We start from the raw sequence: 13,229 nt of genomic DNA on the forward strand, positions 1-13,229 counted from the left end.
TAGCTTTCGTCACCGAGTCCAAGCGCATGCTCGGCCGTACGCCGGGCAACATTGCTGACATTCGTCCGATGAAGTACGGCTTGATCGCCGACTTCAGCGTCTGCGAAAAGATGCTGCAGTACTTCATCAACAAGGTTCACGAAAACAGCTTTCTGCAGCCTAGCCCTCGTGTGCTGATCTGCGTTCCTTGCAAATCCACCCAGGTTGAGCGTCGTGCCATCCGTGAATCGGCCCTCGGTGCCGGTGCCCGTGAAGTGTTCCTGATCGAAGAGCCTATGGCTGCTGCGATCGGTGCCGGCCTGCCGGTTGAAGAAGCACGCGGTTCGATGGTCGTCGATATCGGTGGTGGTACTACCGAAATCGCGCTGATCTCCCTGAACGGTGTGGTTTACGCCGAATCCGTGCGTGTTGGCGGCGACCGCTTCGACGAAGCGATCATCACCTACGTGCGCCGTAACTACGGCAGCCTGATCGGTGAATCCACCGCTGAGCGCATCAAGCAGGAAATCGGTACAGCCTACCCGGGCGGCGAAGTTCGCGAAGTCGACGTTCGCGGTCGCAACCTGGCCGAAGGCGTTCCACGCGCATTCACCCTGAACTCCAATGAAGTGCTGGAAGCTCTGCAAGAGTCCCTGGCCACCATCGTTCAGGCAGTGAAAAGTGCTCTGGAGCAATCGACACCGGAACTGGCTTCCGACATCGCCGAGCGTGGCCTGGTGCTGACCGGTGGTGGCGCGCTGCTGCGTGACCTCGACAAGCTGCTGGCCCAGGAAACCGGTTTGCCGGTGATCGTTGCCGAAGATCCGCTGACCTGTGTTGCTCGCGGCGGTGGCCGTGCATTGGAAATGATGGATAAACACACCATGGATCTGCTCTCGAGCGAATAAGTCGCCGAGTGCAATACGTGGGTGAGCGCACAGGCAGCACTTTGCAGTGCTGCCTGTTGGCGTTTATCTTCTGTCAGTCTTCATCCAGGCCGGTTTGATGCCGTATGAATAAACAGAACATTTGCCTGGGAGGAGCGGCTTATTAAACCGCTTTTCGCCAAGGGCCCTTCGTTGGGCGTCCGCCTGTTGGTGCTGGCCGTGTTGTCGGTTGCGCTGATGGTGGTCGATGCCCGATTCAATCTGCTCAAGCCCGCACGCAGCCAAGCGTCGCTGGTGTTGATGGATGCCTACTGGATCACCGACCTGCCCGGACGGCTGTGGGACGGTATCGCCAGTCAGTTCGGCAGTCGCACCGAGCTTGTCGCCGAAAACGAAAAACTCAAGACCGAAAACCTGTTGTATCAGGGTCGCATGCAAAAGCTTGCTGCGCTGACCGAGCAGAACGTTCGGCTGCGCGAGTTACTCAATTCTTCCGCGCTGGTCAACGAAAAGGTCGAAGTGGCCGAGTTGATCGGCATGGACCCCAACCCCTTCACCCATCGCATCATCATCAATAAAGGTGAGCGCGACGGCGTGGTGCTCGGTCAACCGGTGCTCGATGCGCGCGGTTTGATGGGGCAGGTGGTCGAGTTGATGCCTTACACCTCCCGTGTACTGCTGCTGACCGACACCACTCACAGCATTCCTGTGCAGGTGAACCGAAACGGCCTGCGGGCGATTGCCAGCGGCACCGGCAACCCTGAGCGCCTGGAATTGCGGCATGTCGCCGACACGGCGGATATCAAGGAAGGCGATTTGCTGGTCAGCTCCGGTCTTGGCCAGCGCTTCCCGGCTGGTTACCCGGTGGCGACGGTTAAGGAAGTGATCCATGACTCCGGCCAACCGTTCGCAATCGTCCGCGCCGTGCCGACCGCTGCTTTGAACCGCAGCCGCTACCTGCTGCTGGTGTTCAGTGACTCACGTACCGCCGAGGAGCGCGCCAACGACGCCGCGCAAGCTCAGGAAGCGCTTGATGCCCATGGCGGCGGTCCGATGCCGGCCTCAGTGGTTTCCCGACCGTTGGTCATGCCGGCACCTGCTGCTGCACCGGCTACCGAGCAAACCCCGGCCGCTACGACGCCTGCCGCGACGCCGGTCAAACCAGCCGCGAGCAAACCGCCAGCGGCCGCACCGGCGGCGACCAAGCCCCCGGCGCCTACTCCTGCCGCCAGCAAATCGCCTGCCAAACCGCCGGCAACGGCGCCAGCCACCACTGGGGGACGAGAATAATGGTCGGTGTCAAAGCTTCCCGAAATGGCTGGATCATCTGGCTGACCTTCGTCGTCGGCATATTGCTCAGCGTCTCGCCGTTACCGATCTTCATGGAAATCCTGCGCCCGCTGTGGCTCGCCTTGCTGTTGACGTTCTGGGCGCTTTACATGCCGCACGCGGTCGGTATGGTCACGGCGTTCTGCCTGGGCCTGGCCGAAGACGTGCTGCAAGGCGATCTGTTTGGCCAGAACGCGCTCGTTCTTACGCTGATCACTTTCCTGGTGCTGTCATTGCAGCAGCGCCTTCGGATGTTCCCGATGTGGCAGCAGTGTCTGGTGATTCTGGTGATTTTCGGGCTCGCGCAATTGGTGCAGTTGTGGCTCAGCGCCTTGACCGGAAACCGTCAGCCGACCCTGGCGCTGGTGCTGCCGGCACTGACCAGTGCCTTGCTCTGGCCTTGGATCAGCTTCGCTTTGCGTGGATTACGCCGCCGCTACAAAATCAATTGAGCCGGTGAAGCAGGGCACTGAACAGGGAGATGTTGTGATGAAGCCGCTTTACCTCGCCTCCGGATCGCCGCGCCGACGTGAATTGCTCACGCAGATCGGCGTTCCTTTTTCCGCCATCAGCGCGGACATTGATGAAACTCCATTCTCCGAAGAATCGCCATTGGCCTACGTCGAACGCCTTGCGCGCGGCAAGGCCGAGGCCGGACGGCGCACGGTTGTCCGCGCTGCGCCGTTTTGCGTTCTGGGTGCCGACACGGCGGTGGTGCTCGATGGCAAAATTCTTGGCAAACCGGTGGACGAAGCTGACGCATGCGCCATGCTGATGATGTTGTCCGGCAAAGAACATGAAGTGCTGACCGCCATCGCTGTGCTCGAAGGCGAGCGCTGCGAGTCGCGGGTGGTGCGCAGTCTGGTGCGGTTCCGGCCGATCAGCCGCGAAGAAGCCGCTGCCTACTGGGCCAGCGGCGAACCCCGGGACAAGGCCGGTGGTTATGGCATTCAAGGGCTCGGCGCGGTGTTTGTCGCGGGGCTCAATGGCAGCTATTCGGCGGTGGTCGGGTTGCCTGTTTGCGAAACCGCAGAACTGTTGGGCCATTTCGGCATACCCTGTTGGCAAAACCTGAACGCACAATAAGCGTCGTACGAACAATATGCGGCCATTATCGTGAACATGCCTGAACGAGATCCTGCCATGAGTGAAGAGATTCTGATCAACATCACGCCGATGGAATCGCGCGTGGCGGTGGTCGAAAACGGTGTGCTGCAAGAAGTCCACGTCGAGCGCACGCAAAAACGCGGGATCGTCGGCAACATCTATAAAGGCAAGATAGTCCGGGTGCTGCCGGGTATGCAGGCAGCGTTCGTCGACATCGGCCTTGATCGTGCAGCGTTCATTCATGCAGCCGAAATCTCTCTGCGCGAAGGCCCGACGGTGGAAAGCATCAGCTCGCTGGTGCATGAAGGCCAGAGCCTGGTGGTGCAAGTCACCAAGGATCCGATCGGTTCCAAAGGTGCGCGGCTGACCACGCAATTGTCGATTCCATCGCGCTATCTGGTGTACATGCCGCGCACCGCCCACGTCGGCATTTCCCTGAAAATCGAAGACGAAGCCGAGCGCGATCGCCTCAAGCAGGTGGTCACCGATTGTGTGGCTAAAGAAGGCATTAAAGAGGCTGGCGGCTTTATTCTGCGCACCGCCGCCGAAGGTGCCGGGGCTGATGAGATCCTGATGGACATCCGCTACCTGCGGCGGCTGTGGGATCAGATCAACGAACAGATCAAAACCATCGGCGCGCCGAGCGTGATCTACGAAGACCTTGGTCTGGCCTTGCGCACGCTGCGTGATCTGGTCAATCCGAAAATCGAGAAGATCCGTATCGATTCCCGGGAAACCTTCCAGAAAACCACGCAGTTCGTCGCCGAACTGATGCCGGAAATCGCTGATCGTCTGGAACACTATCCGGGCGAGCGACCGATTTTCGATCTGTACGGTGTCGAGGACGAAATCCAGAAAGCCCTTGAGCGTAAAGTCCCACTGAAATCCGGTGGCTATCTGGTGGTCGATCCGGCAGAAGCCATGACCACCATCGACGTCAACACCGGCGCTTTTGTTGGCCATCGCAATCTCGAAGAAACCATCTTCAAGACCAACCTCGAAGCCGCGACCGCGATAGCGCGGCAGATGCGCCTGCGCAATCTGGGCGGGATCATCATCATCGACTTCATCGACATGGAAGATGAAGAGCACCGGCGCCTGGTTCTGCGAACCCTGGAAAAACAGCTGGAGCGCGATCACGCCAAGACCAACATCATCGGTATTACCGAGTTGGGCCTGGTGCAGATGACCCGCAAGCGCACCCGCGAAAGCCTTGAGCAGGTGCTGTGCGAACCGTGCAGCTGCTGCCAGGGTCGCGGCAAATTGAAGACTGCCGAAACCATCTGTTACGAGATCTTCCGCGAGATCCTTCGTGAGGCCCGGGCCTATCAGGCCGAGGGTTATCGAGTGCTGGCGAACCAGAAAGTGGTGGACCGGCTGCTTGACGAAGAATCCGGTAATGTCGCCGAGCTTGAAGGCTTCATTGGCCGCACCATACGCTTCCAGGTGGAAACCATGTATTCCCAGGAACAATATGACGTGGTGCTGCTCTGAACCCCTGCGTCACCCTTTTTCCACAGCGGCTGGCCTCAGCTTTTCGCAGTATTTTTGCCATGGGAGCCAACTGACATGGACCGTCTGACACGCATTTTGGCCGCACTCACCCGTTGGGGGCTGGGCCTGTGCGCGTTGGTTCTGGTGTTGATGGCGTTGTACGTCAGTCTCGGTCGCGAACTGACGCCGTTGGTGGCCGAATACCGCGCCGATATCGAAGACAAGGCCAGTGCCGCCCTTGGCATGCCGTTGCAGATCGGCGAACTGGAGGGCAACTGGAGCGGTTTTGCACCGATCCTGCTGGCCCACGACGTGATGGTCGGCGACGGCGCCAATGCCTTGCGTCTTGATCGTGTGCGGGCAGTGCCCGATCTTTGGGCCAGCCTGTTGGCCCGCGAAGTGCGCATCGCTCACCTGGAACTCAATGGCTTGAAAATCAGCCTCAAGGAAGCCGCGGATGGCACTTGGGCGCTGGAAGGTTTGCCGGTGCAGAAGGATCAACCGCTTGATCCCGAGCAGTTGTTCAACCGCTCGCAGATGATTCAGCAATTGTCGGTGCTCGAAAGCCAGGTGACCTTGCAGCCGCTGGCTCACCCACCGATGACGCTTACCTATGTCGGCCTCAATCTGAAGACCGGTGCCAGTCGCCAACGCCTCGATGCACGTTTGACCTTGCCTGATGGCCAGCCCGTCGCGCTGAGCTTGCGCACGCGAATTCGCCCCAGCCAGTTACGCGACAGCACGGTGGAAGGCTACGTCAGCCTGCCGCAAAGCGACTGGTCGAAGTGGCTGCCGGAGCGCGTGACCCAGCAATGGAATTTCTCCGAAATCAAGGCTGGCGGCGAGCTGTGGGTGAACTGGGCCGAGGGCACCCTGCAAAGTGCGGCGATTCGTTTGAACGCCCCGCAACTCATCGGTGCCTACGCCGAGCGCAAGCCGATCAAGATCAACAATCTGGCGCTCAATGCCTATTACGAAAACAGCGCCAAAGGCGCGACGGTCACCTTCGATTCGCTGGCGATGAATTTTGGCGAAACCCGCTGGGAATCGCGGGTGCAAGTGCAGCAGACCCGCGCCACTGACAAGGTCGAAGAGCTCTGGCACTTGCAGGCTGATCGCCTCGACCTGACCCCGATCACCCCGTTACTCAACGCGCTGGGGCCTTTGCCGCAAGGTGTCGCCACCGCCGTGGAGCGCCTGAAGGTCACCGGCGGCCTGCGCAATGTCATGCTGGATTTACGTCCGAATGCCACTGACGGCACTAAATTCGGCTTCGCGGCCAACCTCGATTCCGTAGGTTTTGATGCCTATCACGGCGCTCCAGCGGCGCGAAATGTCAGCGGTAGCCTCAGCGGCAACCTCGACGGTGGTGAGTTGCGCATGGACAGCAAGGATTTTGTCCTGCACCTCGATCCGATTTTCGCCAAGCCGTGGCAATACATTCAGGCCAACGCCCGACTCACCTGGAAACTCGACAAGGACGGCTTCACCCTGATCGCACCGTACCTGAAGGTGTTGGGCGAAGAGGGCAAGATTGCCGGTGACTTCCTGATTCGTCTGCATTTTGATCACAGCCAGGAAGACTACATGGACCTGCGGGTCGGTCTGGTCGATGGCGACGGCCGCTACACCGCCAAGTACTTGCCCGAAGTGTTGAGCCCTGCGCTGGACGAATGGCTGCGGACGGCGATCCTCAAGGGCGCGGTGGATCAGGGTTTCTTCCAGTATCAAGGCTCGCTGAGCAAGAACGCCGGGGACGCTGATCGCAGCATCAGTCTGTTCTTCAAGGTGCATGACGCCGAACTGGCCTTCCAGCCAGGCTGGCCGCATGTGAGCAAGGTCAGTGGCGACGTGTTCATCGAGGACAGCGGCGTGCGGATCTGGGCCAGCAAGGGCCAATTGCTCGACACCCAGGTCCGCGACGTTTTCGTCAACATTCCCCATGTCCCGGCCGGACAACGTACCCACATGTACCTCGATGGCGCGTTCGCCGGCGGTCTGGGTGACGGTTTGAAAATTCTTCAGGACGCACCGATCGGTACGGGCGAAACCTTTGCCGGTTGGGAAGGCGCGGGCGATCTGCAAGGCAAGCTCAAACTCGACGTGCCGCTGGACAAGGGCGGCGACCTGCCGAAAATCGTCGTCGACTTCAAGACCGCCAACGCGCGGCTGAAACTGGCGGAGCCGAAACTGGAACTGACGCAACTCAAGGGTGATTTCCGCTTCGATAGCGCCAAGGGTCTCAGCGGGCAGAATATCGCTGCCCGAGCGTTCGACAAGCCGGTCACTGCGCAGATTTTCGCTGATGGCAGCGCCAACCAGCTCAAGACCCGAGTCGCCGCGTCGGGACAGGTTGAAGTCAAGAAACTCACCGACTGGCTCGGCGTCACTCAACCGATGCCAGCGTCCGGGACGATCCCCTATCAGTTGCAACTGAATCTGGACGGTAACGACAGTCAGTTGATGGTCAGCTCCAACCTCAAAGGTGTGGCGGTCGATCTACCTGCACCGTTTGGCATGGCGGCGGATGTCGGTCGAGACACCGTTTTCCGCATGACCTTACAAGGGCAGGAACGGCGTTATTGGGTCAGCTACGGTCAATTAGCCAGTTTCACCTTTGCTGCGCCACCGACTAATTTTGCCGAGGGGCGCGGTGAGTTGTTCCTCGGGGCCGGTGAAGCCGTGTTGCCGGGCGCCAAGGGCTTGCGGATTCGTGGTGTGCTGTCGGAACTGGACGTCGCTCCCTGGCAGGATCTGGTCAGCAAGTACGCTGGACAGAATCCGGGCGGCAGTGCCAAGCAACTGTTGAGCAGTGCCGACTTCAAGATTGGCAAGCTGACGGCCTTCGGCACGACGCTGGATCAGGCCTCGGTTCAGCTGAATCGCAAGCCGGGGGCGTGGAATCTGGCGCTCGACAGTCAGCAGGCCAAAGGCACCGCGGGTCTTCCCGACGCGAAAAACGCGCCGATTGCGGTGAACCTGCAATACGTGCGACTGCCGGCGCCGGATCCGACGGTGCAGGCTGACGAGAATTCACCTGATCCGTTGGCGTCGGTCGATCCGACGAAAATTCCGGCGCTAGATATCACCATCAATCAACTGTTCCTGGGCCAGGATCTGGTCGGTGGCTGGTCGCTGAAGATCCGGCCGACCAGCAAAGGCATCGCCATGAACAATCTCGACATGGGCCTCAAAGGGATCCTGTTGCAAGGTAATGGCGGCTGGGAAGGCGCTCCAGGTTCCAGCACTAGCTGGTTCAAGGGGCGGATCGGCGGCAAGAACCTCGCCGATGTCCTCAAGGGCTGGGGCTTCGCGCCGAGTGTGACCAGCCAAGAGTTTCACATGGATGTCGATGGCCGCTGGCCGGGTTCGCCGGCGTGGCTGGCGACGAAGCGCTTCTCCGGCACCCTCGATGCGTCGCTGAACAAGGGCCAGTTTGTTGAGGTGGAGGGTGGCGCGCAGGCCTTGCGAGTATTCGGTCTGCTCAACTTCAACTCCATCGGCCGCCGTCTGCGCCTGGACTTCTCCGACCTGTTCGGCAAAGGCCTGAGCTATGACCGGGTCAAAGGCCTGTTGGTGGCGAATAATGGTGTTTATGACACGCGCGAGCCAATCCGTCTGACCGGGCCGTCGAGCAACCTGGAGCTCAACGGCAAGCTGGACCTGGTGGCCGACCAGGTCGACGCCAAGTTGCTGGTGACGTTGCCGGTGACCAACAACCTGCCGATTGCCGCATTGATCGTCGGCGCACCGGCGGTCGGCGGTGCGCTGTTCCTGATAGACAAGCTCATCGGCGACCGTGTGGCGCGCTTTGCCAGTGTGAAATACACCGTCAAAGGTCCGTGGAAAGAGCCGAAAATCACTTTTGAAAAGCCTTTTTGAACAGCCAGCTCCCGAATCGATGGAGTAGCATGGCCGCCTACCTCTTGCGGAGTTCGCCATGTCTTTCGCGGTGATTCAAATGGTCAGCCAGAGTGACGTGCTGGCCAACTTGGCCCAGGCCCAGCGCCTGCTTGAGCAGGCGGCTGCCGGTGGCGCGAGGCTGGCGGTACTGCCGGAAAACTTCGCCGCCATGGGCCGTCGCGACATCGCTGACATCGGCCGCGCTGAAGCCCTTGGCGAAGGACCGATCCTGCCATGGTTGAAACAGACCGCCCGCGACCTCAAGTTATGGATAGTGGCCGGCACTTTGCCGTTGCCGCCGATGGATCAGCCGACGGCCAAATCGCACGCCTGCTCGCTGCTGGTCAACGATCAGGGCGAAACCGTTGCACGGTATGACAAGCTGCATCTGTTTGATGTCGATGTAGTGGACAATCGCGGTCGTTACCGCGAATCCGATGACTATGCTTATGGCAGTGGTGTGGTGGTTGCGGATACACCGGTCGGCAAAGTCGGTCTGACCGTGTGTTACGACCTGCGCTTCCCGGAGCTGTACAGCGAATTGCGCGCTGCCGGGGCCGAGTTGATTACCGTGCCGTCGGCTTTTACCGCCGTGACCGGCGCGGCGCATTGGGATGTGTTGATTCGCGCTCGGGCCATCGAGACACAGTGTTATGTGTTGGCGGCGGCGCAGGGCGGGACCCATCCAGGACCGCGAGAAACCTTCGGGCATGCGGCAATTGTCGACCCATGGGGTCGTGTGCTGGCGAGTCAGGATCAAGGCGAAGCGGTGTTGCTGGCCGAACGCGATAGCAATGAACAAGCGTCCATCAGGGCGCGGATGCCGGTGACGAGTCATCGGCGGTTTTTCTCGCAGGGCGCACAGCGACCTGCTTCAGAACATGAATTTAAGGCCTAAACCATGAGCGAGTTGTTGTCCTCTGTCAGTGATCACCTTTTGGCGCCCGGCGGCGTGACGATCGAGAGCCTGCAAAGTGTGCTCGGCGATCTGGCGGGTCCGGGCATCGATGCCGCCGACCTGTATTTCCAGGGCCAGATCTCCGAGTCCTGGGCGCTGGAAGACGGCATCGTCAAGGAAGGCAGTTTCAACCTCGATCAGGGTGTCGGCGTGCGAGCGCAGTCCGGCGAGAAAACCGGGTTCGCCTACAGCAACGCAATCACCCTTGAAGCCCTGGGCGCTGCGGCGCGTGCGGCCCGTTCGATCTCCCGTGCCGGGCAGAACGGCACAGTGCAGGCGTTCACCACTCAAGACGTCGCCCAGTTGTATGCGCCGGACAATCCGCTGGAAGTGTTGAGCCGTGCCGAGAAGGTCGAGCTGCTCAAGCGCATCGACGTCGCCACGCGCGCGCTCGACCCGCGTATCCAGCAAGTCAGCGTGAGCATGGCCGGGGTTTGGGAGCGCATTCTGGTGGCTTCCACCGATGGCGGGCTGGCGGCGGATGTGCGGCCACTGGTGCGTTTCAATGTCAGCGTTATTGTTGAACAGAACGGTCGTCGCGAGCGCGGCGGCCATGGCGGTGGCGGGCGTACCGACTACCGTTATTTCCTCGCTGAAGACCGCGCCATGGGTTATGCCCGTGAAGCGCTGCGTCAGGCGCTGGTGAATCTGGAAGCGATTCCGGCGCCGGCCGGGACGCTGCCGGTGGTGCTGGGGCCGGGCTGGTCCGGTGTGCTGCTGCACGAAGCGGTCGGTCACGGTCTGGAAGGCGATTTCAACCGCAAGGGTAGTTCGGCCTACAGCGGACGCATGGGCGAAATGGTTGCCTCCAAGCTCTGCACCATCGTTGATGACGGCACCTTGAGCGGTCGTCGCGGCTCGCTGAGCGTCGACGACGAAGGTACTCCGACCGAGTGCACCACGCTGATCGAAAACGGCGTGCTCAAGGGCTATATGCAAGACAAGCTCAACGCGCGCCTGATGGGCGTGGCCCGTACCGGTAACGGTCGCCGTGAATCCTATGCGCACCTGCCGATGCCACGCATGACCAACACCTACATGCTCGGCGGCGAAAGCGATCCGGCGGAAATCATCGCTTCGGTGAAAAAAGGCATCTACTGCGCCAATCTCGGTGGCGGTCAGGTCGACATCACCAGCGGCAAGTTCGTGTTCTCCACCAGCGAGGCGTACTTGATCGAAGACGGCAAGATCACCGCGCCGGTCAAAGGCGCGACGTTGATCGGCAACGGCCCTGAGGCGATGAGCCGGGTGTCGATGGTCGGTAATGATCTGGCGCTGGACAGCGGTGTGGGGACGTGCGGCAAGGATGGGCAGTCAGTACCAGTGGGTGTTGGCCAGCCGACGCTGAAAATCGACGCGATCACCGTGGGTGGCACGGGCGCTTAAGAAGGGATGGAGCTTCGGGTGGCGCGCAGGGCGGCCACCCGGTGGCGAATATCAACGCAGACCGCGTTGAGTCTCGTCCAGCTCACGGATGTACTTGAAGATTTTACGGCTTGAGGCAGGCGCTTTGTTTTGCGCAACCTCATGCTGAGCCTGACGGATCAGGGAACGCAGTTGCTGGCGATCGGCGTCCGGGTACTCCAGGACGAATTTCTCCAGCACGGCATCATCACCGGCGATCAGGCGGTCACGCCAGCGTTCGAGATTGTGGAAACGCTCGTTGTACTGACGAGTGGAGGCATCGAGTTGATCGAGCAAAATGAGGATCGCGTCAGTGTCCTGATCGCGCATCAGTTTGCCGATGAACTGTAAATGCCGTTTACGCGCGATATTCGCGGTGTGCTTCGGCGCATCGGCCAAGGCACGGCGCATCGCGTCGGTCAGTGGCAGTTTTGCCACCAAGTCAGGCTTGAGTGTTGTAAGGCGCTCGCCTAGGTCAACCAGAGCATGTAGCTCGCGTTTGACCTGAGATTTGCTTTTTTCTCCCGTATCGAGGGAGTCGTCGTAAGAATCAACCATGGTGGCAGTCCGCAAAGAAACGCCGCCATGATAACCAGTCGGGGGCCGCTTGTCCGGCCCGGTCGCTCGATGGCCCCAGCCGAAAGCAGAATTTGAGTGGAGATGAGCATGAGTGCAGTTCAAAGCGTCGGCCCGCAGGCATTGCCGGCACTGCAGGAACAGGTCGAGCAGATCATCGCCGAAGCCAAGCGCCAGGGTGCCAGTGCCTGCGAAGTCGCGGTCTCGCTGGAGCAGGGCCTGTCGACATCAGTGCGTCAGCGCGAGGTCGAGACGGTCGAGTTCAACCGCGATCAGGGCTTTGGCATCACTCTGTATGTCGGTCAGCGCAAAGGCTCTGCCAGCACGTCCGCCACCGGGCCTGATGCGATTCGCGAGACGGTGGCTGCCGCACTGGCGATCGCCAAACACACGTCCGAAGATGAAGCCTCGGGCTTGGCCGATGCGGCGTTGATGGCCAGGGATCAGCAGGATTTCGACTTGTTCCACGAATGGGACATCACCCCGGAACAGGCCATCGAGAAAGCGCTGCTCTGTGAGGCGGCCGCTTTCGACACCGATGCGCGGATCAAGAACGCCGACGGCACCACGCTCAGCACCCATCAGGGTTGCCGCGTGTATGGCAACAGCCATGGGTTCATCGGCGGCTACGCGTCGACGCGCCACAGCCTGAGCTGCGTGATGATCGCCGAGGCCGATGGCCAGATGCAGCGCGATTACTGGTACGACGTGAGCCGTCAGGGCGAGTTGCTGGCCGACCCGGTCAGCATCGGCCAACGTGCTGCGCAAAGAGCGGCGGGCCGTTTGGGCGCGCGTCCGGTGCCGACTTGCGAGGTGCCGGTGCTGTTTTCCGCAGAATTGGCGGGCGGGTTGTTCGGCAGTTTCCTCTCGGCGGTTTCCGGTGGCAGCCTGTATCGCAAATCGTCGTTCCTGGAAGGCACGCTGGGGCAGAAACTGTTCCCGGAGTGGCTGACCATCGACGAGCGTCCGCACCTGATGCGCGCCATGGGCAGCGCTTCGTACGACGGTGATGGCCTGGCGACCTACGCCAAACCGTTCGTCGAGAAAGGCGAGTTGGTGTCGTACATCCTCGGCACTTACTCCGGTCGCAAACTCGGCATGCCAAGCACCGCCAACGCTGGCGGCGTGCATAACCTGTTCGTCACTCATGGCGATGAAGACCAGGCCGCACTGCTGCGTCGCATGGGCCGTGGGTTGTTGGTCACCGAGTTGATGGGCCATGGTTTGAACATGGTCACCGGCGACTATTCGCGCGGGGCGGCGGGTTTCTGGGTCGAGAACGGCGAAATCCAGTTCGCGGTGCAGGAAGTGACCATCGCCGGCAACATGCGCGACATGTTCAAGCAGATCGTCGCCGTGGGTAATGATCTGGAACTGCGCAGCAACATCCGCACTGGCTCGGTGTTGATCGAGCGCATGACGGTGGCGGGCAGCTAAGCCTCCACCCGGTACGCAAAAAGGCGCGGCACCCAATTGGGTGGCGCGCCTTTTTTATGCTCTTTGTCGCGTCCTGAATAAGGTTTACACCTTCTGGCTTTTTATCAGGAGGGCGCAATGGATACGGGCGGAAGACGCAGTCAGAGAGATTACAC

10 protein-coding genes are annotated in these 13,229 nt (G+C 60.6%); 9 read left to right on the forward strand and 1 reads right to left on the reverse strand.

The window, feature by feature from the left end:
• The 8 genes from ACIQVE_RS28065 to tldD form a co-directional block, all read left to right on the forward strand.
• Positions 1-887, forward strand: an 887-nt coding sequence (locus tag ACIQVE_RS28065) for a rod shape-determining protein (protein WP_402814929.1), incomplete at its 5' end; no start/stop codon positions are given.
• Between the two features lie 141 nt (positions 888-1,028).
• Complete coding sequence (mreC, locus tag ACIQVE_RS28070; RefSeq protein WP_402814952.1) at positions 1,029-2,156, forward strand: rod shape-determining protein MreC; 1,128 nt, start codon at positions 1,029-1,031, stop codon at positions 2,154-2,156.
• Entirely contained in the window at positions 2,156-2,647 is a 492-nt protein-coding gene (gene mreD, locus ACIQVE_RS28075) for a rod shape-determining protein MreD (RefSeq protein WP_042557650.1), read from the forward strand. Before mreC ends, mreD begins: the two co-directional genes overlap by 1 nt.
• Positions 2,648-2,684: 37 nt before the next feature.
• Positions 2,685-3,281 carry a Maf family protein gene (locus ACIQVE_RS28080; protein WP_402814933.1) on the forward strand — a complete coding sequence of 199 codons (597 nt, stop codon included), beginning with the start codon at positions 2,685-2,687 and terminating at the stop codon, positions 3,279-3,281.
• Positions 3,282-3,338: 57 nt separating this feature from the next.
• The gene (gene rng / locus ACIQVE_RS28085) at positions 3,339-4,796 is read left to right on the forward strand and encodes a ribonuclease G (protein WP_402814936.1); all 1,458 of its coding nucleotides are present in this window, start codon (positions 3,339-3,341) and stop codon (positions 4,794-4,796) included.
• A 75-nt stretch (positions 4,797-4,871) separates the two neighbouring features.
• Positions 4,872-8,678, forward strand: coding sequence for a YhdP family protein (locus ACIQVE_RS28090; RefSeq protein ID WP_402814939.1), 3,807 nt, complete (start codon positions 4,872-4,874; stop codon positions 8,676-8,678).
• Between the two features lie 58 nt (positions 8,679-8,736).
• Entirely contained in the window at positions 8,737-9,597 is an 861-nt protein-coding gene (locus ACIQVE_RS28095; RefSeq protein ID WP_402814942.1) for a carbon-nitrogen hydrolase family protein, read from the forward strand.
• A gap of 3 nt (positions 9,598-9,600) precedes the next feature.
• The gene (gene tldD / locus ACIQVE_RS28100; protein ID WP_402814945.1) at positions 9,601-11,043 is read left to right on the forward strand and encodes a metalloprotease TldD; all 1,443 of its coding nucleotides are present in this window, start codon (positions 9,601-9,603) and stop codon (positions 11,041-11,043) included.
• A gap of 51 nt (positions 11,044-11,094) precedes the next feature.
• On the opposite strand, the gene yjgA is transcribed toward tldD, so the two are convergent.
• The gene (gene yjgA, locus ACIQVE_RS28105) at positions 11,095-11,619 is read right to left on the reverse strand and encodes a ribosome biogenesis factor YjgA (protein WP_042557656.1); all 525 of its coding nucleotides are present in this window, start codon (positions 11,617-11,619) and stop codon (positions 11,095-11,097) included.
• Positions 11,620-11,727: 108 nt separating this feature from the next.
• Between yjgA and pmbA the strand changes: the two genes are divergently transcribed.
• On the forward strand, positions 11,728-13,074 hold the full coding sequence (gene pmbA, locus ACIQVE_RS28110; RefSeq protein WP_402814949.1) for a metalloprotease PmbA: 1,347 nt from the start codon (positions 11,728-11,730) through the stop codon (positions 13,072-13,074).
• Positions 13,075-13,229 lie beyond the last annotated feature (155 nt).

Source organism: Pseudomonas sp. NPDC098747, assembly GCF_044760045.1.
In the GTDB taxonomy this organism is placed as follows: Bacteria; Pseudomonadota; Gammaproteobacteria; order Pseudomonadales; family Pseudomonadaceae; genus Aquipseudomonas.

What these genes read in the sequence shown, in the direction of transcription:
- pmbA (WP_402814949.1), top strand. Translation starts at nt 11,728, where the DNA reads ATGAGTGCAGTTCAAAGCGTCGGCCCGCAGGCATTGCCGGCACTGCAG.
- ACIQVE_RS28095 (WP_402814942.1), top strand. Translation starts at nt 8,737, where the DNA reads ATGTCTTTCGCGGTGATTCAAATGGTCAGCCAGAGTGACGTGCTGGCC.
- tldD (WP_402814945.1), top strand. Translation starts at nt 9,601, where the DNA reads ATGAGCGAGTTGTTGTCCTCTGTCAGTGATCACCTTTTGGCGCCCGGC.
- ACIQVE_RS28080 (WP_402814933.1), top strand. Translation starts at nt 2,685, where the DNA reads ATGAAGCCGCTTTACCTCGCCTCCGGATCGCCGCGCCGACGTGAATTG.
- mreD (WP_042557650.1), top strand. Translation starts at nt 2,156, where the DNA reads ATGGTCGGTGTCAAAGCTTCCCGAAATGGCTGGATCATCTGGCTGACC.
- yjgA (WP_042557656.1), bottom strand. Translation starts at nt 11,619, where the DNA reads ATGGTTGATTCTTACGACGACTCCCTCGATACGGGAGAAAAAAGCAAA.
- ACIQVE_RS28090 (WP_402814939.1), top strand. Translation starts at nt 4,872, where the DNA reads ATGGACCGTCTGACACGCATTTTGGCCGCACTCACCCGTTGGGGGCTG.
- rng (WP_402814936.1), top strand. Translation starts at nt 3,339, where the DNA reads ATGAGTGAAGAGATTCTGATCAACATCACGCCGATGGAATCGCGCGTG.